Below are 24,082 nucleotides of genomic sequence, written 5' to 3' on the forward strand. Positions count from 1 at the left end.
TCATTCGTGGCACCCTCTCTCCAACCGCCGCACGAGCACGACACCATCCACAACTGTCCCGGTCGGCCCCATACCGGCCGGACGTTCCCCCCACAAAAGGAGCTTGTGTGACCTCCCGTGACACACGCCACCGGCGCACCGCCCTGGCCGCGGCCACAGCCGTCGCCGCCACCACGGCACTTCTGAGCACCGCGCTCACCACCACGGCCACCGCCCGGCCCACCGCCGGTCCCGCCCGCCTCGCCGCAGCTCCGGTCATGCTGTCGGCGGCCGCCCGTACGGGGCTGATCCAGCAGGCGCAGGCCGACGCGGCCCGGACCGCGCAGCACATAGGTCTCGGCGCCAAGGAGAAGCTGGTCGTCAAGGACGTCGTGAAGGATGTGGACGGCACCGTCCACACCCGCTACGAGCGCACGTATGCGGGCCTGCCGGTGCTCGGCGGCGACCTGGTCGTCCACACCGCCGAGTCCGGCAGGACCGAGGGCATCTCCACTGCCGCGAAGGCGAAGCTGAAGCTTGCCTCGCTCACACCGCAGATCGCCCCCGCCAAGGCCGAGAAGCAGGCCCTGGGCCTGGCCAAGGCGGCGGGGTCGGCGAAGACCGCCGCGGACCAGGCTCCGCGCAAGGTCATCTGGGCGGTGAGCGGCAAGCCCGTCCTCGCCTACGAGACGGTCGTCGGCGGTCTGCAGGACGACGGCACCCCGAACCAGTTGCACGTCGTCACCGACGCCGCCACCGGCAAGAAGCTCTTCCAGTACCAGGGCATCGAGACCGGCGTCGGCAACACCCACTACAGCGGCAAGGTGGACCTGTCGACGACGCAGTCGGGCTCGTCCTACACCCTCACCGACGCCTCGCGCGGTGGTCACAAGACCTACAACCTCGACCACGGATCCACTGGCACCGGCACGCTGTTCTCGCAGTCCAGCGACACCTGGGGCGACGGAACGGTGTCGAACGCGGCGACCGCCGCAGCGGACGCCGCCTATGGGGCGCAGGAGACCTGGGACTTCTACAAGAAGGTCTTCGGCCGCAGCGGCATCAAGAACGACGGCGTGGGCGCGTACTCCCGCGTGCACTACGGCAACTCGTACGTGAACGCGTTCTGGGACGACAGCTGCTTCTGCATGACCTACGGCGACGGTGAGGGCAACAAGGACCCGCTGACCGCGCTCGACGTGGCCGGGCACGAGATGAGCCACGGTGTCACGTCCAACACCGCCGGGCTGGAGTACACCGGTGAGTCCGGCGGTCTGAACGAGGCGACCAGCGACATCATGGGGACCGGCGTGGAGTTCTACGCCGACAACTCGTCCGACCCGGGTGACTACCTCATCGGCGAGAAGATCAACATCAACGGCGACGGCAAGCCGCTGCGCTACATGGACAAGCCCAGCAAGGACGGTGGCTCCGCCGACTACTGGTCCTCCAGCGTGGGCGGTCTGGACGTGCACTACTCGTCCGGCGTCGCCAACCACTTCTTCTACCTGCTGTCCGAGGGCAGCGGCGCGAAGACGATCAACGGCGTGAGCTACGACTCGCCCACCAAGGACGGCTCCAAGGTCACCGGCATCGGCCGGGACAAGGCGCTGCAGATCTGGTACAAGGCGCTGACCTCGTACTTCACCTCGACGACCGACTACAAGGGCGCCCGCGCCGGCACCCTCAAGGCGGCATCCGACCTCTACGGTGCCTCGAGCACCGAGTACAAGACGGTCGAGGCCGCCTGGTCCGCAGTCGACGTGAGCTGATCCCCACAGGCCAGGGGCGGCAGCCGGGCTCCCGGGTGCCGCCCCTGGCCCTCGACGTCATTGCCGGTACCGCACCCAGTGGCCCGCTGGGGGTGTGTGCTCCCAGGCGTGGTCAGCCGCCTCGGGCCGGATCAGGGGTGCGGGGCCGCGCCCTCGTCGACGGGCAGGGCGACGGGCTCCTCCACCGGCTGTGCGACTGCCTTGGCGGAGGCTCCGTCGGCGCCGGGTGCTCCACGCGTCCCACGCGCGGCCGGCGCCGGGCCCACGCGGCGCAGAGCCAGATGCAGCACCGGGATCAGCACGCAGGTGACCGCGGCGGACTGCCACAGCAGCGCGTCCAGCCGGCCCGCCGCCAGATACGCCCCCGCGGCCACTGCAGCCGCCGCACACACGCCGCGGTCCACGATGCTCTCCACCGACAGCAGCGTGGCACGCGGGGCCCCCTTCGGGATGGCGTCGTTGATGAGCTTGCGCTGTACCGGATAGCCGAACCCGGTGATCGCGGCGAACGCACACAGCAGCCCGACCACGACCCAGGGGCCGCCGACGGTGGTGCCGGCGAGTGCGGCGGCGAGCGCGACGCTCAGCAGGGACACCCAGGCCGCGGGCGACAGCCGCCGGCTCAGCCACTGGGGCCGGGCGGAGGTCACCGCCTCGGCGACCGTCATCGCCGCGAGGACACTGCCGTGGCTGCCCTCTGCGATGCCGTGCTCGAGCAACACCGGCTGGAACAGATTGACCTGGCAGATCCGTGACAGCGTGAAGACCGCCACGCCCTGCACCATGAGCAGGGCCAGCCACGGTGACGACCGAACGGTACGCAGGGCGGCGCCCGTGTCCCGCAGCAGAGCTCCGCTCCGCCGCCCACGAGTGCTCGCCCCCGTGTCGCCGGCCGCGATCCGGGGCAGGGCGAGGGCGCAGCCGAGAGAGCCCGCCGCGCTCGCCGCGCTGAGCACGTACGGCGACTGGTGGGCCACGGACATCAGCGGTCCGACGAGCGGCCAGCAGACGACCTTGGCGGCGAGCCCGAGGGCACGCGCCGTTCCCTCCGCCCTGAGGTAGTGGGCGTCCGCTCCCTCGGCGCGCAGGCCGTCGTACAGGCAGGCGCTCGCCGCGCCCGAGGTCAGGGAGCGCCCGGCGGCGATCGCGAGGAAGTGCACGAGGAAGCCCGTGTACGAGGGCGTCAGCACGGGCACCATGTTCGCCGCCGTCATGACCACCGCGCCCGCGCGCAGGCAGTTGCGGGCACCGACGCGGTCGGCGACGACTCCCGTGGGTATCTCGAACAGGCAGAAGGCGACGTAGTAGATGCTCTGGATGCCGAAGATCTGGCCGTCCGACAGACCCGCGGCACGCTGGTAGGCGTAGAACACGGGCATCCACCACAACAGGTTGAACAACAGCTGGAACCCGTTGTTGAGGCGGATGATGCGCCGGGCGGCCGGGGTCATGGCCGGATCTACGGAGCGGCGCCACACAGAAGTCATGGAGCGCCTCACCGGGCGTACGGGCGGACCTGGACCAGATGGAACGCCCCCTCGGCAGTCATGAGCCACTCGATGTCCAGCGCGTCGTCGGGGTCGCCCGCGCTGAAGTGGGACTGCAGCAGACGCCCCACCAGGGCCAGTTCGCCCAGTGACGTGCGGGTGTCCGACGGGAGGTCCGCACCCGACGAGCCGACGTCCACGGTGCGTCCGCCGTCCTCGACCGTGTTGTACAAGTACTGGTGGGGCAGGACCTTGCCGTCGACCACCCGCTCCGGCGAACCGGCCGCGCAGTTGACGTACACGTTGCGGAAGTCCTCACGCCGGGTCGGATTGCAGGTCACCAGCACACCCCCGAGACCGGCGGGCACATACTGCTGGATGATCACTCCCATGTAGGTGTCGTCCAGCACGATGCCGGCCTCGTGCCGCAGACGTACGCTCCGTGGCGACAGCAACGACGCCCACACCTGCCGCACCGCGTCCAGCAACTGCTCCGCACCGCGCACGGTGGTCACCGAGTCGTAGATCCCGGCCGCCGAGAAACCGGGCAGGTCCTCGGCGTTGGAGGACGAGCGCACCACGAGACGACGGCCGTCGGCCAGCAGACCCGGCACCGCGCCGGTGACGGCCCGAGCCACCTCGTCGGGGATCGGCGTGCTGTGCATCAGGCGCTGCAGGTCCAGACAGAGGGAGTCGATCACGTCGAGCGCTTCGAGCTCGAGCGCCATCTTCAGCTTGCCGATGCCCTGCTGCAGAGCGGCCGACGAGGTCAGGAAGAGATGGTGCAGGCGGAACGGGAGCGCCACCCCCTCGGGTGCCCGGACGGTGGCCGCCACGCGTTCGGCCGCCGCGGCCTGCAGCCGTTCCACGGGCGCTGCCGGCTCGCCGAGCCGTAGGGCCAGGTGGGTGAGCAGATCGGGGCGCGGCGGGCGCGGGCGTGCGTAGAACGCGGTCAGGTCCGCCGTGCGGCTGTCCAGGACATGGTGCAGTTCGCCGAGGTTGGCGGCCTTGGTGCCGTAGCTGTCGCGGTCGGCGCGCCGCAGCCGGTGCAGAGCCATGATCGGCGCCTCGTCCAGCAGGGGTGCGTCGATGCGGATGCGCTGCTGGTGCCAGACCGGCCTTTCCAGGGCCGGGGTGTCGGACAGTCGCTCCAGGGTGATGGCGTCCTCGGACACCCGGTAGCGGACCCATGCGCCGTCCAGTCCGTCGCGCCGCACCAGAGCATCCAGGTCGCGGACGATGGCGTTCGGGATGCCCCAGCCCGACGCCAGGACGTTGGTGTGCGAAAGCGGCGTCGTGGGCTCCGTGTTGACGAACCCCGCCACCCGGGGCACGTCATCGGGCAGGCAGGCCATCGCGACGATGTCCGTCCAGCCGAGCTGTGGGGCGGCGCTGCGGTACTCCGCCAGATCGCGAAAGCAGCGCAGTCGCCCTTCGGCCACGCCCGGGTTGAGGCAGGTCCGGGTCCGGTTGCCGAACAGCTCCTGGCTGAGGATGCGCGGTACGCGTGCCTCACTGACCGAGGCGAGTTCGTGCTCCTGCCCGTGGTTCGCGGGTTTCAGCAGCAGGGGAAGCCGTCCGTCCACCCTTGCGTGAACGTAGTGGTGGAACTCCTCCAGCAGTGCGGCGTGCATGGTGTCCGCCTCGGTCGTCTCCAGGACCAGGAAGGGCCGCTCGGAACCATCGGCGTCCTCGTCGCTGTGCAGGGACAGCACCCCGAGCAGGAATCGGCGGTCAGGTGCCATGTACACGGATTCGTTGAACGCGTCCAGAGCCGTGTCGAGTTCGTCCATTCTCATGCCGAGGATGCGCGTGGCGATGTAGTCGACGTGGAAGGGGTGCACCCGGGTGTCGAGCAGGTGCCAGGTGTCCTCGGACCTGTCCACCACGACCTTCAGGTACGGGTGTCCGGCGAGCACGCCGGACAGCGTGCGGAACAACGGCAGCGAGAGGTTGGCGCCGACGACGGTACGATCGCCCGCCGTGTCGGGGATGTCGGCCGTGTGCGGTGCGTGGGTCATGGCCGGGCCCCCTCGGTGGCGTCCGTGGGCAGGATGCGCGGCAGCGCGTCGACCAGGGCGGTGAAGTCACTGACGACGGACTGCGGCCGGTCCGCCGACAACAGGCACAGGCCCGCCATGGTGTTGGCTCCGGCGGCAGGCTCGTAGACCGGCACGGGGGCCCCGTCCGGCAGAGAGCTCTCGCGGACGACGGACAGCGTGCTGCCGGCGCTGACCGGCGCCGAACGGACGACCGCCGAGGCGTCCCATCGATGGCGGCGGGGCCAAGGGGTGCCGTCGCCCTGCACGGCGAGGACCACCAGCGATCCGGCCGCGCCCGTGGCATCCTCGGGTGTCAACGCCCGTGCGGGCCAGACGGGTGAGCAGCCGAGCAGCTGGTCGGTGAACATGCCGACCAGATCCAGGCCGAAGACCTCCTCGATCTGCGGCACCGTCATCGCCCCGCCGAACCGCGCGGCCGTCTCGATGACCCACATACGGCCTTCCCTGCCCAGCTTGATCTCCGTGTGGGTGCCGCAGTTCTCCAGCCCCAGGGCATCCACGGCGTGCCGGGCGAGGTCCACGATGGTGTGCTGGGCCTCGATTCCGACGGCGGCCGGGGTGATACCGGCGCGCTCGGTGAAGGGCGCCACCGTCGGCATCCGCCCGCTCAGGCAGACGGGACGGAATTCCCCGTCGACGACCACGCCCTCGACGCTGACGTAGTCACCCCAGCCGGGGCCGTCGAACCACTCCTCGGCACATCCACTGACGATCTCCTCGACGATGAAGTCCTCCGAGGCGCCGGGTACGTGCAGTTCCGCGAATCCGAGCAGTGCGGACTCGGCCATCACCGCGCGCGACCGCCGCCAGGCGGCCGGCGCGTCCGCGGGCCGCTCGATGATCTGGTGCGCGGTCGAGCCGGCGCTCCAGGCCGCCTTTAACAGAAGTGGACATGACAACTCGGTGGTCGCGCGCTCCAGTTCGACCGCGCTTGTGACGGCGCGGAACCGAGGCTGCGGTATGCCGTGGCGCTCCCACGCGGCGCGCATCAGGCGTTTGTCGCGGGCGAGGGCGGCGGCGGGACCGGCACCCCTCAGCCCGAGCCGCCGGGACGCCTCGGCGACCGCGACCACCGCGTACTCCGAGAAGGTGAGCACGGCGTCCGCCCCCACCTCGCGGGCTCGGGCGGTGATGAGCTCGACCAGGTCGCCGGCGCGGGCGTCAGGGGGCGTGACGACCGACGCGCACAGCCTCGCAGCGTCAGCGCCCACGGGGGCGGGCAGTTCGCTGAGCGCCAGTAGGTGCACCGCGGACCTCGCGGCCACCCGCGTCAGGGCATGGCCCACCGGAGGGCCGCCCTTGGCATGCACGTACAGCACCTTGTTCACGGAACCCCAACTCCTTCGATGTCGTCGGGCGGCCACCGGGCCGCCCACGCCGTCTCCTTCAAGCGAACCAGCACCTGCCCGCGTCCGAGGCGCCGAGATTCCCGAAGCACTCAGGCAAATGCCTTACCGCTGCCGCCGGTCCGCGCCAGGTGAAGGTGTGGTCATGCGCTAGCGCTGCCGACGCACAGCACGGAGCGTCCGCCCCGCTCGCATGCCCCATCCCCTACGGGATACGCATGAGGTGTCACCCAAAGTGATGTGGTGCAGGGTTGAAGGAGTTTGACGTGGACGAAGCTGATTTCAAGGCGTTGCTCGCGCCTCTTGCGGTGTCCTGGTGGGAAGCCGACAGCGGTCTGAGCGTGGTCGACAGCGGGGGCGCCGCGTTCGACGACCGGCGCGCCACCCGCCGGTTCCTCGAAGCCCTCCACGCGGACGGCGGCGGCCCGTCCGGCGCGTCCGGCTGCGTCCCGTACCGTGCGTGTTTCGAGGGCAGAACCTTCCACGTCCACTGGCCGGAACTCGGCGGCGGGCCGGGACGGCACGGCAGCAGGGGAGTGGCGATCGAGGTGGTCGACCGGCCGGACGACGACCCGTACGCCACGTTCGCCGACCTCGCCCCGGCCGCGGCATTCGTGCGCGACGCCACGGGCCGTTACCTGTGGGCCAACCATGCCTATGCCCACCTGTACGGCACCACGCGCGACGCCGTGATCGGCCGTCACCTCGCCGACGTCGACGAAGCCGGTGACATCACCCGGTTCCTCGCCCTCGACCAGGAGGTCCTGACGCGCGGCCGGCCGGTACGGCACACCCTCGCCTACCGGCGCGTCGACGGCTGCCCGGGCCGTGCGGCGGGCTACCGCTTCCCCGTCCGCTGGGGCGCGGCCCGCTGTATCGCGGGCATCTACGTCGACGTCACCGACTACGCCCAGGTGCTGGACCAACGACACCAGGCCGAGGCCGACTTACAGGCACTGCGCGACCACAGCGGACTGCTCTGCGTCCGTCTGACCCCGGACGGCCGGGTCAGTGAGGCCGGCACCGTCGTCGCCGATGTCCTGCGCATCCGGATCTCCGACCTGATAGGTCGGCCGGCCGACACCCTGCTCGCCAGGACACCCGAACGGAGCGCCCTGCACCGGATCTGGGACGACCTGATCAGCGGCCGGCGCCGAAGCGCCCGCACCTGTGCCGTACTCGTCGACCGGGACGGCCGGCGGCGGCGGGCCCGAATCCATCTGAGCACCGTGTGCGGTACGACCCCCGGTGTGTCCGGCGTATGGGCCGTCGGCACTCACCTCGGTCTGCCCCACGAGGCCCGACCGGACCTGACGGCCGCCCAGGTCCGCATACTCGCCCTGCTGGCGGCCGGGCACAGCAACGCGGACATCGCAGCGACGCTGCGCCTGTCCCGGCAGACGCTGGACTACCACCTGAGCCGCCTGCGCGCCCTGCTCGACGCCGCCACCCGCCCGGCACTGGTCGCCCGGGCCTACGTGCTCGGCATCCTCTCACCACAGACCTGGCCGCCCCGGTCCGCGACGGCGGCGCATCCCGCAAGCCCGGTCTGAACGCTCCGCTCCCGTCCAGGCACCGCCCGAAGAAGACCGCTCCGCCTCCGTACCAAGGATCAAGCACATCGCGTTCGACCGGCCCAGTGCCACACGACGGGTTACGTGCTCGATTGCGGGATTTCACGTATTTACTCGAGCCCGGGCCACAGCCGATCATGAAGTGAGCCCTGTCGCCGCGGTGGAAGCGGCCGTCCGGCTCGGCAGGTGGTGAGCGGAGGAGCGCACTTCGGTGTCCTTGGGGCGCGTCCCGCCCCAGGGGCCGCCGGGCAGTGGTGCACGGCCTGAGGTTCGCCACGGTCACCGTCGTCCTCGTCGCGCTCCTGGTGCCGCAACCGAGCGCGGTGGATCCCACATTTGGCCGGCGCAGATCTCATGCGCTCGGCAACCGGCAGAATCGGGGGAGAGTTCATTGTCGTATCCGGTGTTGACCGCGCTGGTGGCGCCTGAGGGTGCAGCCTTGGCGACCGCGGCGAGGCGGGGCAGGGGGGTTCGGACCCTGTTGTTCGGCGCCGTCACCGTCGCTCTGCTGACTGCGTGTTCCAACGTCTCCGACACCTCGCGGGCCGCCGAGCCGACACCGAGTCCGAGCGCCACGCCGACCGCGGAACCGACGCCGCCGTCCACCCCCACGGCCGACGCCACCCCCACCACGACCACGGATCCGTCGCAGGTCGCCAACAACGTCACCTACTGGTTCGATTCTGGGGGCGAGGACCGGCTGATCAGCGTGATCAGCCGGTCCTCGAAGATCCAAGCGGACCACGACCGGGACGCGGGCCTCTACGACTTCAGCGGCTACTTCCCGACCGTTCAGGGCGCTCAGAAGAGTCAGCCCATTCCTGACAGCAAGACTCAGGCCGCATGGTCGACCGCCCTCAAGCACCTCAACAACGGCGCGGGGGATGTCTACGAGGCATTGCCGCACCTCGGTGGTGTCCAGAGCATGAGTCCCAAGCAGGAAAAGCAGGAGGCACGGGGCTGGAAAGAGTTCGGCGAAGGCATCAAGGGCCTCAAGGCGGTGCAGGCACGACTTCACCGTACCTTCGGCCTGGAACTGCGGACGGATCCCTGGGAGGTTCTGCCTGCGGTTCAGTAAGAGCTTGTCAGGTCACGGTAGTTGCGCACCCCGAGGTGAGGGCCTGACGGCTCGTCACTCCTCCCAGGAGCGCCAGCCGTCCTCGTCGTCGCTCCGCCACAGGGCGATCCCGCGGTCGCGCAGCGCCGCACGCAGTTCGTGCGGTGCCAGCCAGGAATGGAGCGGGACGAGGCCGGTGGTGCGGAGCCGGCCCGCCAGCAGATGGTCGACGGCGATGCCGGCGAGCAGTGAGGGAATGCGACCACCGTCCTGCCGTGCCGTCATGCCCAGTCGGCGGGTGACCGGCAGCCCGCCGCGCTCCCCGCTCACGGTGACCGTGAAGCCGCCCGCCTCGTCGCCGACCCGGCCGACGAGCCACGACACCGCGCGCACCAGCGGGGTCCAGCGCCGGGTGGCGCGGGGCCGCCCGGTGCGGGCCCGCAGCGCGGCGAAGAGCCCCAGAGCCCGGTTGACGAGGGTGAATTCGGTACCGGCCTTGAAGGCGATCGTCCGGGCACCGCACAGTTCGGCAAGGACGTCCAGGTCGGCCATCTCGTACACCTGGTGCACCAGCCGTCTGCCGACCGGCGGCGGGAACACGGTCCACTCGGGCTCGGACCAGCCGTGCACCACGGTGGGTACGCCCTCGCGAGGAGCGGTGAACGGGAGCCCCCCGCCGTGCATCATCGCCTCGAACATCGCTGGGCCGCGGTGCCGCCGGGTGTCGGGAGCGGCACAGCACAGGACGCCGTCGACACGGTCCATGCCCTGTGCGAGGTCGTGGACGATCAGTGCCTGGAGGCCCGGTACGACGGACGCCCCGGTGAGGACGGGAGCCGTCGCCGAGCGGGCCACCGTCGCCGCCGCGCGCAGAAAGCCGCGGTCCTCGCAGATGTCCACGTACGGAACCCCGGCGGCCACCGCCGCCCGCAGCGGCCCGAGCGGGTGGGTGCCGGCGCCGTCCATGGCCTGGAACGGGCCCGCGCAGTGCACGAGCGCGACCGCGTCGCCCAGGAGTTCGCCGAGCCGCTCCGGGTCGCCGCGGTCGCCGGCGACCCACTGGACCCGGTCGGACGCGAAGGCGGGATGCGGCGGTCTGCGGGAGACGACGGTGACGCGGACGTCGGGCCGGCGCAGCAGATCGTCGACGACATACCGGCCGTAGAAGCCGCTGCCCCCGACCACGACGATGTTCGATTCCCCCATACGGCGGCATGCTACCCGTACGTGGACACGACAATAGGGTCGTGTTCCCATCAAGCGAGACTTCTCCCGTTCCCCGTGAGCGACTGCACCGACGGGTCTTCGCGGCGGCCGGCGTCTACAACATCGCCTGGGGCTGCTACGCGGCCGTCGACCCGCAATGGCTGTTCCGGATCGCCGGCATGCCCCCGCAGAACCACCCGCAGATCTTCATGACGCTCGGCATGGTGCTCGGCCTGTACGGGCTGCTCTATCTGGACGTGGCCCTCCGCCCCGCCGAGGGCTTCGCCGTCGCGGCGGTCGGCCTGGCCGGCAAGGTCCTCGGACCGCTCGGCTGGCTGTGGCTGGCCCTCACCGGCCAGTGGCCCCTGGCCTCCGGCGTCATCCTCGTCACCAACGATCTGATCTGGTGGATCCCCTTCGTGCTGTACCTGCACGACTGTCTGCCGCAGTGGCGGGCCCGATACCTGGTCGCCGGGCGGTGGTAGTCCTTCGTCAGCAGCAGTTCCCAGGGGCGTCACAGGGTTGTTCCGGGTGGTGCGATCCCGGCGGTACGCCGCCGCGGCGGCCCGAGAATCAAAGGTGAACCGGACCAGGGGGAGGGGCGGGAGCCGTGGCCGCAGAGGTGTCGGGGACCTTCGAGTACAGGATCACGCACATCGTCAGCCAGGAGGGTGGTCACAACCACACGCGGACGATCGCCCTCACCAACGAGGACGCGGGCCGTCTGGAGCGTTTCGAGCAGTGCAGGAACGAGGCCCACGCGACGTGCGACCACTGCGACGCTCGACTCCTGGTGGCGCTCCCGTCGTTCGCCGAAGTGCACGGTGAGCGGCGCAGGCACGGGTTGTTGTGGAAGGTGTGCGCGCCGGCGACGGTCCTCAGCGGCTACGGCTTCTTCCACGTGGCCCGCACCGCCACGAGCACGGGTTACGGGCCTGGAACGGCCTTCGTCGTGACCGTGGCCGCGACGCTGTTCTTCGCGTACCGCACGCTGATCAGCGCAATGCTCTCGCGCAGCAACGGAGGGCCCGACGTCACTCGCGTCGACTGCCGGGAACGCGGAAACGTTCGGCACGGCTGGACCTACGTGACAGCGGCCGGCGATTCGTGACGCGGTCGGGTGGTCCGGTCGGTTCCCGTCCCTGCACCGGCTCAGGCCGTGGCGTCCTCGTACTGGCCGAGAAAGCGGAATCGGCCGCCGGACGCCCGGAAGAGGTAGAGCGCCTTCACGGTGTAGCCGGTGCTCGACGACGTGTAGCGCAGTCTCTTGGTGATCCCGCGGTAGTCGATGTCGCGCAGCCGTCCCACGATCGTGCCGCGTGCCGCGCCGGACGCGCCCGGTGTCGTCATCGCGCGGCCCACGAAGAGCGCCGCGTCGTAGGCCTCGGCGGAGTACCAGGGCGGGGCGGTGCCGAAGCGTTCGCGGTAGGCGGTGACGAAGGACTTCGCGGCCGTCACACGCGTCGGATCGAGGAAGGCGGTGGCGAAGACCCATCCCTCGGCGGCGCTGCCCGCCGAGGCGAGGAAGCGGGGGTCGAGAGCGCGCTCGGTGGCCAGCCGCACTCCCGAGTAGCCGGCGCCGCTCAGCGCGCGCGCCAGTTTCGCGGCGCGCGCATGTCCACCGGCGAACACCACCGCGTCCGCTTCCGCGTCGGCCACCGACTCGGCGAGGGCACGGAAGTCGTCGGCGGTGTCGTCCTCGGCGGCGAGGGTACGCCGGGTCGTCGCGTGCCGCCCGGAGCGCATGGCATCACTGACCGATGCGCAGATGTTCCAGCTGAAATCTCCCTCGGCCGCGTCGTCGATCAACAGCGTCCTGCGGGCCCTGGCGGTGCGGACGAGGTACGCGACCAGGGGCGCTGCCAGGTTGCGGTCGGGGGGCCGGGTGGCCGCGTACGTCCGGTACGTCACCCCTTCGAGCCCGACCGATACGGAGACCACGGGCAGCAGTGCCTTCTGGTATTCGGCGACAACGGCCTCGGCACAGGCGTCGGTGGTCGGCCCGATCACTACGCGGACCCGGTCGTCGGCCGCGAGTTGCCGCGCGATCCGTCGCGCCCGGGTCGGGCTGCCCGCGTCGTCGTGCACCTGGAGCGCGAGGTCGAAGCCGCGGTCGGTACGGGAGTTGAGACGGTCGAGGGCGAGCCGGACACCGTTCTCCTGGGCGAGTCCTGCCGCCTTGTGTCCTCCCGTCAGATCGGCGTGCAGGGCGACCACCGTTCGCGGAAGCCGGGTGCCGCCGCGCGTCGCCACGCGACCGGGGCGGTCCGCCGTCCACCAAGCCGCCGTCGCGCCCGCCGCCAGAACCCCGGCGGCCGAGCCCAGCACCAGCAAGCGGCGTCGCGTGGCGCCCTTCGGCGGCTCCTCCGAGCCGGGCACCGTGTCGATGCCGGGCGGAGCGCCGGACACCTCGGTCGCCTCGACGGCGGGCAGGGCGAGAGCGGCGGTCGAACGGCGCGCGATCAGCCGGGTGGGCGATTCGGGCAACCAGCCCACGCCCTCGCTGTCCCGGTCGTCGGGCTCCTGCCCGTCCAGGGTTCGCCGGATGTCCGCCACGGGCGGCCGGGAACCCTGCTCCTTGGCCAGACAGTTCCGCAGCAACGGCAGCAGCGGTGCCGGTACGCCGTCCAGGTCCGGTTCGTCGTGGACCGTACGCACCAGCGCCTCGGCCGCGGAGCCCCGGCCGAAGGGGCGTTCGCCCGTCGCGGCGAATGCCAGCAGACAGCCGAGCGAGAAGACGTCGCTGGCCGGGCCGATCTCCCTGCCCCGTCCCTGGGCCTGTTCGGGGGAGAGGAACCCGGGGGAGCCGACCACCATCCCGCTGGCGGTGAGCGCGGTGTCCTCCGGCATCCGGGCGATACCGAAGTCGATCATCCGCGGTCCGTCGACCGCGAGCAGCACATTGCCCGGCTTGACGTCCCGGTGCACCAGACCTGCCCCGTGCACGGCCTCCAGCGCCTCGGCGAGGCGGGCCCCCAGGAACCGCACCGAGCGGTACGGCAGTGGCCCGCACTCCTCGACCGCATCCGCCAGTGAGGGGCCCGGCACGAACGCCGTGGCGAGCCACGGCGACTCCGCGTCCGGGTCCGCGTCGAGCAGTGGTACGACCCAGGGGCTGGTGACCCGGCCCGCCGTCTCCACCTCACGGCGGAAACGGGCCCGGAAACCCGGATCGTCCGCATGCGCAGGGCGGATGACCTTCAGAGCGGCCAGTGAGCCCGAGCCGGAGCGGGCCAGGTACACCACGCCCATGCCGCCCGCGCCCAGCCGGCGCAGCAGCCGGTAGCCCGCGATCCCGGCCGGGTCGGCGCCGCGCAACGGCTCCATCAGCGCCCCATCAGGTGGACACCTGGAACGGCGCCGCGCCCTGGTACCCGAACCGGCCGCCGTCGACCTTCCACAGATAGACGCCGCGGCCGTCGATGACCAGTGAGCCCGTCTTCTTGTCGAAGGCGAAGTTCTTCGTGATCCCCTTGTACGAGGCCCCGCGCAGCGCCGTCGCCAGGTTCTGCCGGGTCACGCGTCCGGCGGACAGCGAACTCAGAGCCTGCACGATCAACCGGGCCACGTCGTACGCCTCGACGGCATACCGCTGAGGTTCGGCATCGAAACGCCTGCGGTACGCGGCCGCGAACGCCTTGGCCTCGGGTGCCACGGAGGCGTCCATGACGGGGGCGACGACCACCCAGCCGTCGGCCGCGTCCCCGGCGGCGGACAGGAACCGGGTGTCGAGCACTCCCTGGGCGGCGGCTCGCGCGCCCGCGAAGTGACGGTGTGTCAATTCCCTGGCCAGCAGCGCGGCGCGGTCGTGGTAGCCGGCGAAGACCACGGAGTCCGCTCCACCGTCGAGCAGGGCGTCGAGCGTCGGTCCGAAGTCCCTGCGCAACGCGCTGACCACCTTGGGGACGACCGGCTGCCGGTCCTGGTGAAGCATGCGGGAGAGCGAGCTGCTGATCTCCCACGCGTACGCGTCCGCCGCCCGGTCGTCGACGATTCCGATCGTGTGCGACTTCGCGGTGCCGTGCAGGTAGGCGCGGAGATAGAACGGCAGGATCGTGTCCGTCACGCGGGCGTGGAGGAAGGACCGGCTGCCCGTCACGCCCAGCACGGTGGCGCCGGGTGACACCGCGATGAGGGGCAGTGACGCGGTGTCGTACGTCGTCAGCGAGGCCAGGGCGGTGTCGTCCGTGGTGGGACCGATCACGGCCAGCACGGAAGGGTCGGTGACCAGCCGCTTGGCCACCGCCGGGGCCCTGGCCGGAACCCCGCCGTCGTCCACCGTCCGCACGGCGAGCGTGAACGGCCTGTCGCCGCGGGAGTTGAACTCGTCGACCGCGAGCCGCAGTCCCCGCTCCTGAGCCCGGCCCACCGCCCTGTGGTCACCGCTCAGATCGGCCTGCAGGCCGATCGTGTGCACGGGCCCCCTTGCCGTCGGGGCGGCGCTGGAGCCGTTCCCCCCGCCGTCACCGGAGAGCGCGGCCCAGGCGGCCAGACCGCCTCCGGCCGCGACGGTCACCGCGCCCCCGGTGAGGACGAGGAGACGGCGTCTGCCGACGGCACGTCCCGACGGCTGTGCGTCCGCGTCGTCCGCCGCAGTGGTGTCGGCGGACTCGGAGGCGACCTCGGTGTCATCCACGGCAGGCAGCCCGAGCCCTGCGGCCGACCGTTCGGCGATCAGCCGGATCAACGGTTCGGGCAACCAGTCCTCGTCAGCGGGTTCCTGGTCCTGCCGCGCGGAAGGACGTACCGCCCGGAGGATCTCCCGCGGGTCGGCGGGCTCGGTGGCCGCGAGGGCCTGCGACAACGCCTCCGCGGTGGGCCGCTGCCGCGGGTCCTTCTCCAGACAGCCGCGCACCACTTCGGCGAGCTCCTGCGGAACACCCTCCAGATCCGGAGTGTCGTGCACCGTTCGGTACAGCAGCGCGTCGAGGGAGCCCGTACCGAACGGGGGCCGGCCGGTGGCCGCGTGGGTCAGCACGCAGCCCAGCGAGAAGACGTCGCCGGCCGGGCCCACCTCCCGCCCGCCCTGGGCCTGTTCCGGTGCCAGGAAGCCGGGGGTGCCGACCACGACACCGGTCGACGTGAGCGCGGTGTCCTGCAGATCGCGGGCCACACCGAAGTCGATCAGCCGGGGGCCGTCGAGCGCCAGCAGCACATTGCCCGGCTTGACGTCCCGGTGCACGAGGCCGACCGCGTGGAGGTCGCGCAGCGCCTGGGCGAGACGGGCGCCCAGCACCCGCACGCTCCGTACGGGCAGCGGCCCGTGTGCGGCGACGGCCTCGCCCAGCGAGGGCCCCGGCACGAACACGGTGGCCAGCCAGGGCGCCGCCGCCTCGGGGTCCGCGTCCACCAGGGACGCCACCCAGGGGCTGGTCATCCGGCGGGCCGTCTCGGCCTCGCGCCGGAAACGCTCCCGGAATCCGGCGTCCTCGGCGTACTCGGCCTGAATCACCTTCAGCGCGACCAGTGCACCGCCGGCCGAGCGGGCCAGGTACACCACACCCATGCCCCCCGCGCCGAGCCGCCCGAGCAGCCGATGGCCCGCCAGCCGGGACGGGTCCGAGGTACGCAGCGGCTCCATCACTTCCCCTTCAATCGCTGCCGGACGCGCACCAGCATCTGACCCAGGGCGGTGCTGCCCAGTCCCTGGAGTTCTTCCTGGGTGTGCCCTTTTCCGCCCGTCACGGAGACGGCCGCGACGACCGTGCCCAGCCGGGCGACCATCCACAGGTAGGGCTGGGCGTTGCCGCCCTTTCCGACGTACTGACCGGCCTCCAGTACCGAGTCGTCGGCGTAGTCCTGCTCGCGGGCGCCGAAGGGGGTGCCGAGGGAGTTCAGCCCCGTGATCCGTTCGTCGGCCCGTGGCTGTTGCTCCGGGCAGCGCAGGACTTCCTCCAGCGTGGTGCTCAGCTGTTCGTCGGCGCCGAGGACGGAGGAGTGCGCGGTGGCCGAGGCCGTCACCTTGACGGCACCTTTCCCTCCGCCGGCGGGCAGCCGGCTGTAGCGGGACAGGGCGGCCAGTACGCCTCGGGGGAGCTTCGGCCGCTCCCAGTGGCAGTTGTCGTCCAGCACGGCCCAGGTGCCCGGGGTGCTCTCGGCCGGATCCTGCGCGACGAAGCCCCGTCCCCAGTCGCCCGGGGCGAACACCACGGAGTCCACCAGGTCCTGCCCGTCCTTCGAGGTCCTCGGGACGAGGTCGGCATCGGGTCTGAAGGCGGGGGTGGTGGAAGAGCCGCCCGACGGGGGCGCCGCGGCTTCGGGCGTCGCGGTGTGCGTGGGAGACCCCGTTCGACGCGAGGAGCCGCCGTCCGCCCCCTGTGCCGAACACCCGGCCAGCAGACTCCCCGCCACCACGAGCGCCACCCAACTTCCCCGTACACCTCGGGTGTTGCTCTTCACGCAGTCCCCTCTGCACCCGTCGATCCGTCCGACTGCCGAACGTAGACGGCCGCGGGGGGAAGACGCCTCAGTGGAAACACGTAACTCCCTACGTGTTTCCGTGCTCCCCAGGTGCGGGGCCCGATGTGCGGTGTGCCGGGCCCGCCCGCCGGACGTGGCTCAGGGTCCGGCTCCCAGCCCGACGCGGGTCATGAGTCCGGCCAGGGCCGCGCGGGAGGGCACCGACATCTTGCGGTAGATCGAGGACAGGTGGGTCTCGACGGTGCGTCGGCTGAGGTGGAGCCGAGCGGCGATGTCCTGGTTGCTCAGCCCCCGCGCCACGAGCTCGGCCACCTCCAGCTCACGGGCCGTCAGCTCGGCCAGCTGCGCCGGCACCGTCGCCGTCTCCGTCATCACCTGGGGGCGGATCAGTTCGGCGAGGTCCACCAGCAGGCGCGCGCCGCCGGCGACGGCGATCCGGTGGGCCCGGTGCCACATCTCGGCGGCGCGTGCCCCCTGCCCGGTGCGCTGCGCCAGGGGCGCCGCCCGTAGCAGGGAGTATGCCTCCCACAGGGTCTGGCCGCAGCGGACGTATTCCTGTGCGGCCGCTTCGAGGAGCCGTACGGCTGTGCCGGTGTCGCCGTGGCGCTCGACCAGCGAGGCCTCGGCGCGCAGGGCGGCCGCGCGCTGACCGTCGAGATGCAGCCGGTCGGCCTCGCGCATCGCCTGTGCGGCCCAGCGCACGGCCTGGTCCACGTCACCGGCGGCGAGGGCCGCGCCCACGAGGGTGTCGAGCTGGCCCGGACGGATCGACGGTTGCAGCAGCGGCAGTTCAGCGCCGCCGCCCGCCGTCGTGATGGCCTCCTGCGCGCGGTGGTGGTCTCCGCTCGCGTACGTCGCGTGCCCGAGCATGCACCAGGCCAGGGAGGACCACCAGCCCCTGCTCCGGCCTGCCGCGGCGACGGCCTCCTCGCCGGTGGACAGGGCGCTGCCGTCCCCCAGCGGACGCACCAGCAACAGCACCAGTGTTTTGATGGCCAGGGTGAAGCCCAGGAGTTCGTCGCTGCCCGCGGCCCGGGCGATGGACTCCGCCTCCTCGGCGGCCTCCAGCGCGGACGGCAGCCGGCAGGTGGTGAGGTGGACGAAGGCCCGGCTCGTCAACAGGTGGGGCAGGACGTGGAGTTGTCCGGTGCGGCGGGCGATGCGGAGGCCTCGGGTGATGTGCCGCTCGGCGTCGCCGTAGCGCTCCAGCAGGGTTTCCGCCCAGGCCAGCCAGACCAGCGCCTCGCACAGATCCGCGAGACCGGGATCGGTCAGCGCGTCCGTGAGTGAACCGGCGGCATCGGCGAAACGAGCCGCCGCCTCCGTCTCCCCCTCGTACGCCTCGCCCAGGGCCGCCAGGGCCAGCGCCGCCGCCTCGCCGGTCGGATGGTCGTGGGAACGTGCGAGGGCGACAGCCTCCGCGACGTCCTCGCGTGCCTCCGGATAGGACGCGGTCAGCAGGGCGGACATCCCGAGGGCCAGTCGCAGGGAGACCGCCTGGGTGGGGGACGGGCCCGGATCGCGGGACAGCTCACGGCGCAGCAGGGCGGTGGCCTCGGGGGAGTGGCCGAGGTGCCGCTCCATCACAGCGCACTGGGCGACTGCCTGCGTACGCAGTTCGGGATGGCCCTTGCCGGCCGTCTCGATCAGGATGTGCAGCAGGTCCCGGCTCTCCTGGAGGCTCCCGCTGACGCCCAGCGCGCGGGCGCGGGCCAGGACCAGTTCGCCGCGTTGTCCGAAACGGTCTGGGCTGTCCGGCATATGAGTGAGGACGACATCCAGCAGATGGGCGGCCGTGGCCGGAGCGGTCGCCGCGAACCCTGCGGCGGCCTCGACGAGCACCTGTGCGGCCTGGGGGTCCCAGCCGGTCAGCGACCGTTCGACGTGGCGGGCCCGCTCGGTCGCGGGAGCGCCGCCACGGGCCAGTTCGTGCGCGGCACGGCGGTGGACCTCGGCCCGCCACCCCGGCGCGGTTCCCTCGTAGACCAGGGCCCGGAGCAGGGGATGGCGCAGCGCCCACCTGCCGCCCGGCCCGGCGCGCAGCAGATCCCGCACGACCAGGGCACCGGTCTCGTGCTCGATGTCCTGGGGGGACAGCCCGGTCGCCACGGTCAGCATGCCGAGCGTCGCGTGGTCGCCGAGCGCCGCCACCGCCTCGACGAGCCGGCGCTGCTGCCCGGTGAGCGTGGCCAACTCGTCGAGCAGCAGCGCGGCGAGCCCACCGGGTACGCCGGCCGGGTCCAGGGCGTCGCCGTGTCCGTCGGGCGTGTGGCCGCGCGATGACACCCCTGTGCGGTAGGCGTGCACCAGGGCGAACAGATACAGGGGGTTGCCCTCGCTGGCGGCGTGCAGCCGCTTGGCCCGGTCCTCGGGAACGTCGGGACCCAGCACCAGGACGGATTCCTGCTCGGAGAGCGGCTCCAGGGCGAGCTGGAGCACGGCTCCGCCGGCTGCGCCGCGCGTCAGCGCCGCGGTCAGAGAGGTCGGTGTCTGCCGGACCCGCCTGGCCATCACCAGGAGGACGCGTCCGCGCGCAGGGTGCCGGATCAGGTGGTCCACGAGCTCGCGGGAGGCGGGATCCGCCCAGTGCAGGTCGTCCAGGGCCAGCACCAGACCCTGCTCACCCATGTGCGTCAGGAGCGCGGCGATCGCACGATGCAGCTCGAACCGGGCGGCGGTGCCTTCGGCGGATCCGTCGCCCGGCCCCTTCCGGATGCCGCACAGGACCGAGTGCGCTTCGGCGAGGGCGGGGCCGGCGTCCTGTGGGCCGGAATCGGCCAACGCGTCGGTGAACAACTGGTAGGGGACGTGCTGTTCGTACTCCGTGGCCCGGCCGCGCAGTACGGTGAACCCGGTTGTGCGGGCCCGCGCGCACACTTCGTCGAGCAACTTGCTCTTCCCGATGCCGGGTTCACCGACGATGTCGACGACCTTCGGCAGGTCCGACCGGCCCAGGCCCGCAAGCAGGGCGTCCAGCCGTGCGAGTTCCGACGACCTGCCCACCAGTCCTGCCACGCCGTCGCCCCCCGCTCAGCCGGTGACCTGCTCACCCGCGTCGATGTTCGTTCCCCACAGCTCACCTTATGCGGCCACACAGCCGGCACCGTGTTCGTGCAGGCAGGGACGGGCGCGGCGGGACCGCCGCATCGAGGCTCTCGCTCATGCATGGAACTTCCGGGCCCCGGCGTGACTTCCGTGATGAACTACGTGATTCCACGGACCCGCATCCATGCTGTGCGGGGCAGAATCGGTGTCCAGGCCGACCGAGGAGACCGGCGCCCACGGAAGCATCGGGGGAGCACCACAGGCATGCTGGACCGGCTGGACAACTGGGGCACCTGGCTCCGGGCGAAGCGGGATGCGGAGGACGGCGGCTGCCTGGTCCCCGAGAGCGACGCCGGCCGGGACATCCTTCGCAGCGGGTTCGAGCCGTGCCTGTCGGCGGTTCTGCGTCTGTCGGCGTGGTGCGACGCGGTCAGAGGTGACAAGTGGGATCCCCGCTGGTTCATTACGGGGCTGGCCCGCTCGGGCCGGCTCGCCCGCGCGGCTGAGCCGGCGTACACGATCAGCGATCAGAACCGCCAGGGCGATGTGCTGGTGGAACTGGTGCAGGCCGCGGCCGGCGCGGGAGATCTCCGGGGCGCCCAGGCACTGGTCGACTCGATTCCCCGGCGTCCGCTGCGGGATCGGGCACTGGTCGCCCTGCTCCTGGCGTGGGCCCGTACCGGCGCACACGACAGGGCTGCGGCCCTGGCAGAAGGGCTCCGCCATCCGCACGAGCAGCTCAGAGCCTGGGCCATGCCGGCGAAGGTGGCGGCCGGCAACGGCGACACCCGTCACGCGCTCGGGTTCGCCGCCCGTGCCGAGGAGATGAGCCGTCATGTCCCCGCCGACGAGCTGTGGTCGGTGAACGTACTGGTCCTGCTCGTGGAGGTGGCAGCCGCCACCGGCGACCGGGTCCGGGCCGGTGAGTTCGCCGACCGCGTGGAGGACTTCGCACGATCCTGGTGCCATGCGCCCCGGTCGTCAGAGTTTACGGAGAGTTCTCATCCCATGATTCCCAAGCTGCCCTTGCACAGCCCCCGTTGGCTCGACCTCGACGGTGTGGCGGTCGAGGACGTGAAGAAGGTCCTGGGGGCGATGGCGTCCACGGGTGCCACCGACACCGGTGACGCATGGAAAGCCGCCTGGAGGTGCGTGGCCGACGGCCTGTTGCAGCAGGAAACCGTCTACGACGGCGCCTACGCAGTGCTGCCGCACCTCGTCGAGGTGGCAGCGGCGCAGTCTCCGGCGCGGTTCGTGGACCTGTGGGTGGACATGGGACTCATGGTGACCGCGGAGGGCAGTGCTCCCGTCCCTGCCGATCTCGAAGAGGGGTTCCGTGCCGCACTTCGTCCGGCCGAACAGGCGGCTGTGCGAAGCTTCCTCGCCGCCGACACTCCTGTGACGGACTGCGCCTACCTCGCGCTCTCCTGCGTGGCTCTCGCCGGTCACCACATGGGCAGGGCGCTGTGGTGGTTCCTCGTGCCCGAGGAACGTCATCTCCAGCTGGTGTGCCCCGGGTGCGACATCGACACCGAGATTCCCGAGTTCTTCGTCGACCCCCTGCGTCCGCCTTTCCAGGCTCCGGAGTTCCCCGATCCCGCTCAGGTCCGTCAGGGAGAACACCCCTGGGGCGAGGTCGCCGCGGTGCTGCGGGAAGCGGCGCTGGGGGAGGAATGGGAACCCTTCCTGAGGGTGGCACGCGCGGCCGCGGCGGCAGGCGTACCCCCCGAGACGCCGGGGCAGGCCGTCCTCTGCCTGGTCGCCGCCATGGTCGCGGTCAAGGGCACCCCGGAATGGGCCGGGAGGGAATGGGCCCGGAAACTGATGTTGCTGACCGGATGCTTTCGCTGCCCGAACTGCGAGCGGACGTGGACGATCGCCGACTGTCTGGCGGATGCTCCCGGCGGCGCGCACCCCCAGGACCATGCCGAGCAGGCGTGGACGATCGCCGACTGGTCGGCCACCGCGGTGGCGTCCGCAGCGGCCGGGCGAGCCGATGCGGCGGTGACCGGGCTTCGGCGCGACGGGAGCGCTCTGCTCGCGGCCGACGGCACGCCCCGGGGCCGTGTGACGGTGTTCGCCGATTCCGCGCCCGGCTCTCACGAGGGCGTCAACTCGCTGGCGGTCGTGTCACGACCCGGTGGACCGACTCTTGTGGCGGGAGCCGGGGACAGGGGTGTGGTGTGGCTGTGGGACATGGCCGACGGCCGACTTCGTCATGACCCGCTGCCGGGACATCCCGACCCCGTCAGGTCGATGACGGCTCTTCCTCTGCCTGAGGGTGACATCCTGCTGGCGAGCGGGGGCGACACCGGGACGATCGCCCTGTGGGACCCGATCTCCGGGCGTCCGGTCCGCGAACCGGTCGGCAACTGGCTCGGCGCGGTGAGCGGGATGTGCACCGCGACGGTGCCGGACGGCCGGACCCTGCTCGTCACCGCTACGTCCCGGGGTGCGGTCCGGCTGCGCGATCCGTCGACGGGTGAGTCGGCCGGGCGTCTCAACCCTTATGGCCGTCCGATCGAATCGACCGCCGCGGTCCGGATCGCTCCCGGCCACACGTTGATCGCTGCCTCGGACAGGCAGGGTGACGTACACATGTGGGATCCGGCCGTCGACGACCCCTGGGAACCGGGCGCGGCCGTACCGCTGAGCAAACGGGCACTCGAGGAGCTTCGTCACCGCGTGGCAGTCGTGGCAGCTGTGCCCATGCGCGACCGTACGGTGCTGGCCACCGGAGATCGCAACGGCGTGGTCATGCTGTGGGATCCCGCGACCGGTGCCCCGGTGGATGACGGCCTGCCCCCGGACAGTCCTGGCAGCCCACTGACGGCCATGGCTGTCACCACGCTCCCGGGCCGGGGCACCGTCCTGCTCACCGGGAGCAAGCAGGGGCGCAGCCTGCGGGTATGGGAACCGGAGAGCGGCACGGTGCAGCACATCGCCCTGGACGTGGCGGTCACCTGCCTGGCCGCCGCTGGTTCCGAGGTGATCGTCGGACACGACTGCGGGGTCTTCAAGCTCTCGCTCACCATGTAGTGCGGCCGCTCACTTCAGTTGCCGTGATCGCGGACCGCGCATGCTCGGGCGGCGTTGCTCATGCCGACCCGTTCAGCGGCTTCTGCGACGGACTTGCGTAGTGGACTGCGTGATTGCGCGGATGCGGGGCCGTGCCCTGTGCTGCGTACTGTGCACATGCCAACAGGCCCGGCCGAAGCAGGTACTTCGGCGGGCCACTCTCGACCAGGGGGGATTCACATGCGTATGCATGCCACGGCCGCCGTTGTTTCCGGTGCCATCGTTGTGTCCGCGCTCGCACTTCCGGCAGCCGCCCAGGCGGCGGAGCGTCCGGGTGCGTCCACCGGGCTCGGCGACTTCACCGCGAAGACCGCCCACCCGGACACCTCGCTGGGTGACATCACCTTCTCGAAGGCCGTCATCAACGGCGGCAAGGACATAGTCCTGGGCGTCACCACCAAGAAGACCGTCGTCGTCACGTACACCGCAACCAGTTCGAGCGGCGTCGCGCTCACGGAAGCCTTTCTGTGGCAGGGCACCGACAGTTCCAGCACGGACACCATCACCGGTTCTCTGGGTACCGGCGACGACCCCGTCTGCGCCGAGTCGACGACCCGGACCGGTGTCTACAGCTGCAAGGCCGTCTTCCACATCAACGCGGCTTCCGATCTGAAGAACAACGGTGTCGCCGGGACCTGGAAGCTGTTCCTCGGCGGCTACGACCTCTACGCGAATGCCAGCTACAACGACGACGTCGCCACCACCAGGATCAAGAAGGCCTCCCAGCTGACCCTCGACGCCACCCCGGAACCGGTGAGGAAGGGCAGGACCATCACCGTCACCGGCAAGCTGAAGCGCGCCGACTGGAACGCCGGCACGTACGTGGGTGCCACAGGACAGAAGGTGCTGCTGCAGTACCGGAAGAAGGGCAGCCACACCTACACCACCCTGAAGACGGTCACCAGCGGCGCCGGCGGCGCGCTCAGGACCACCACCAGGGCCACGGCCGACGGCTACTACCGCTTCTCCTTCGCGACCAGCACCACCACCACCGCCGCCTCCACGTCGGCCGGCGACTACGTCGACGTCAAGTAGCGCCCGGCCGGCAGCGTGTG

General features: G+C 71.4%; 15 protein-coding genes. 7 read left to right on the top strand and 8 right to left on the bottom strand.

Going from position 1 to position 24,082, the window contains the following annotated elements; all coding sequences use genetic code 11:
* Window positions 1–107 precede the first annotated feature (107 nt).
* A complete protein-coding gene (locus AC07DS_RS29435) occupies window positions 108–1,751 on the top strand; it encodes a M4 family metallopeptidase (protein WP_479150103.1) in 1,644 nt (547 codons plus the stop codon).
* A 131-nt stretch (window positions 1,752–1,882) separates the two neighbouring features.
* Here the strand turns inward: AC07DS_RS29435 and AC07DS_RS29440 are convergent, their stop codons facing one another.
* The 3 genes from AC07DS_RS29440 to AC07DS_RS29450 are packed head-to-tail and all read right to left on the bottom strand — an operon-like array spanning window position 1,883 to window position 6,629.
* Complete coding sequence (locus AC07DS_RS29440; RefSeq protein ID WP_479150105.1) at window positions 1,883–3,238, bottom strand: MFS transporter; 1,356 nt, start codon at window positions 3,236–3,238, stop codon at window positions 1,883–1,885.
* Window positions 3,239–3,246: 8 nt separating this feature from the next.
* Window positions 3,247–5,259, bottom strand: a complete 2,013-nt coding sequence (locus AC07DS_RS29445; RefSeq protein WP_479150107.1) for a PEP/pyruvate-binding domain-containing protein — start codon at window positions 5,257–5,259, stop codon at window positions 3,247–3,249.
* Window positions 5,256–6,629 carry an ATP-grasp domain-containing protein gene (locus AC07DS_RS29450; protein WP_479150109.1) on the bottom strand — a complete coding sequence of 458 codons (1,374 nt, stop codon included), beginning with the start codon at window positions 6,627–6,629 and terminating at the stop codon, window positions 5,256–5,258. Before AC07DS_RS29450 ends, AC07DS_RS29445 begins: the two co-directional genes overlap by 4 nt.
* 284 nt (window positions 6,630–6,913) lie before the next feature.
* On the opposite strand from AC07DS_RS29450, the gene AC07DS_RS29455 reads away from it, so the two are divergent.
* Entirely contained in the window at window positions 6,914–8,200 is a 1,287-nt protein-coding gene (locus tag AC07DS_RS29455) for a PAS domain-containing protein (RefSeq protein WP_479150110.1), read from the top strand.
* Between the two features lie 427 nt (window positions 8,201–8,627).
* Window positions 8,628–9,299 (top strand): hypothetical protein, encoded by a 672-nt coding sequence (locus tag AC07DS_RS29460; RefSeq protein ID WP_479150112.1) that lies wholly within the window; start codon window positions 8,628–8,630, stop codon window positions 9,297–9,299.
* Window positions 9,300–9,353: 54 nt separating this feature from the next.
* On the opposite strand, the gene AC07DS_RS29465 is transcribed toward AC07DS_RS29460, so the two are convergent.
* Complete coding sequence (locus AC07DS_RS29465) at window positions 9,354–10,484, bottom strand: saccharopine dehydrogenase family protein (RefSeq protein ID WP_479150114.1); 1,131 nt, start codon at window positions 10,482–10,484, stop codon at window positions 9,354–9,356.
* Between the two features lie 41 nt (window positions 10,485–10,525).
* On the opposite strand from AC07DS_RS29465, the gene AC07DS_RS29470 reads away from it, so the two are divergent.
* Together AC07DS_RS29470 and AC07DS_RS29475 are read left to right on the top strand one after the other, a co-directional pair.
* A complete protein-coding gene (locus AC07DS_RS29470) occupies window positions 10,526–10,969 on the top strand; it encodes a hypothetical protein (protein ID WP_479150116.1) in 444 nt (147 codons plus the stop codon).
* A 125-nt stretch (window positions 10,970–11,094) separates the two neighbouring features.
* The gene (locus AC07DS_RS29475; RefSeq protein WP_479150118.1) at window positions 11,095–11,595 is read left to right on the top strand and encodes a hypothetical protein; all 501 of its coding nucleotides are present in this window, start codon (window positions 11,095–11,097) and stop codon (window positions 11,593–11,595) included.
* 41 nt (window positions 11,596–11,636) lie between these two features.
* Here the strand turns inward: AC07DS_RS29475 and AC07DS_RS29480 are convergent, their stop codons facing one another.
* The 4 genes from AC07DS_RS29480 to AC07DS_RS29495 all read right to left on the bottom strand — a co-directional run bounded on the left by AC07DS_RS29480 (window position 11,637) and on the right by AC07DS_RS29495 (window position 19,919).
* Entirely contained in the window at window positions 11,637–13,811 is a 2,175-nt protein-coding gene (locus AC07DS_RS29480) for a bifunctional serine/threonine-protein kinase/ABC transporter substrate-binding protein (protein ID WP_479150120.1), read from the bottom strand.
* A 10-nt stretch (window positions 13,812–13,821) separates the two neighbouring features.
* On the bottom strand, window positions 13,822–16,065 hold the full coding sequence (locus AC07DS_RS29485) for a bifunctional serine/threonine-protein kinase/ABC transporter substrate-binding protein (RefSeq protein WP_479150122.1): 2,244 nt from the start codon (window positions 16,063–16,065) through the stop codon (window positions 13,822–13,824).
* A complete protein-coding gene (locus tag AC07DS_RS29490) occupies window positions 16,065–16,883 on the bottom strand; it encodes a hypothetical protein (RefSeq protein ID WP_479150123.1) in 819 nt (272 codons plus the stop codon). Before AC07DS_RS29490 ends, AC07DS_RS29485 begins: the two co-directional genes overlap by 1 nt.
* A gap of 159 nt (window positions 16,884–17,042) precedes the next feature.
* Complete coding sequence (locus AC07DS_RS29495) at window positions 17,043–19,919, bottom strand: helix-turn-helix transcriptional regulator (protein WP_479150124.1); 2,877 nt, start codon at window positions 19,917–19,919, stop codon at window positions 17,043–17,045.
* 294 nt (window positions 19,920–20,213) lie between these two features.
* Here AC07DS_RS29495 and AC07DS_RS29500 point away from each other — a divergent pair, with 294 nt between their 5' ends.
* Together AC07DS_RS29500 and AC07DS_RS29505 are read left to right on the top strand one after the other, a co-directional pair.
* Window positions 20,214–22,988 (top strand): WD40 repeat domain-containing protein, encoded by a 2,775-nt coding sequence (locus AC07DS_RS29500; RefSeq protein WP_479150125.1) that lies wholly within the window; start codon window positions 20,214–20,216, stop codon window positions 22,986–22,988.
* Window positions 22,989–23,207: 219 nt separating this feature from the next.
* Window positions 23,208–24,062: a hypothetical protein gene (locus tag AC07DS_RS29505; protein WP_479150126.1), complete on the top strand. Its 855-nt coding sequence runs from the start codon at window positions 23,208–23,210 to the stop codon at window positions 24,060–24,062.
* Window positions 24,063–24,082 lie beyond the last annotated feature (20 nt).

This window comes from Streptomyces sp. NPDC044064 (assembly GCF_056434245.1).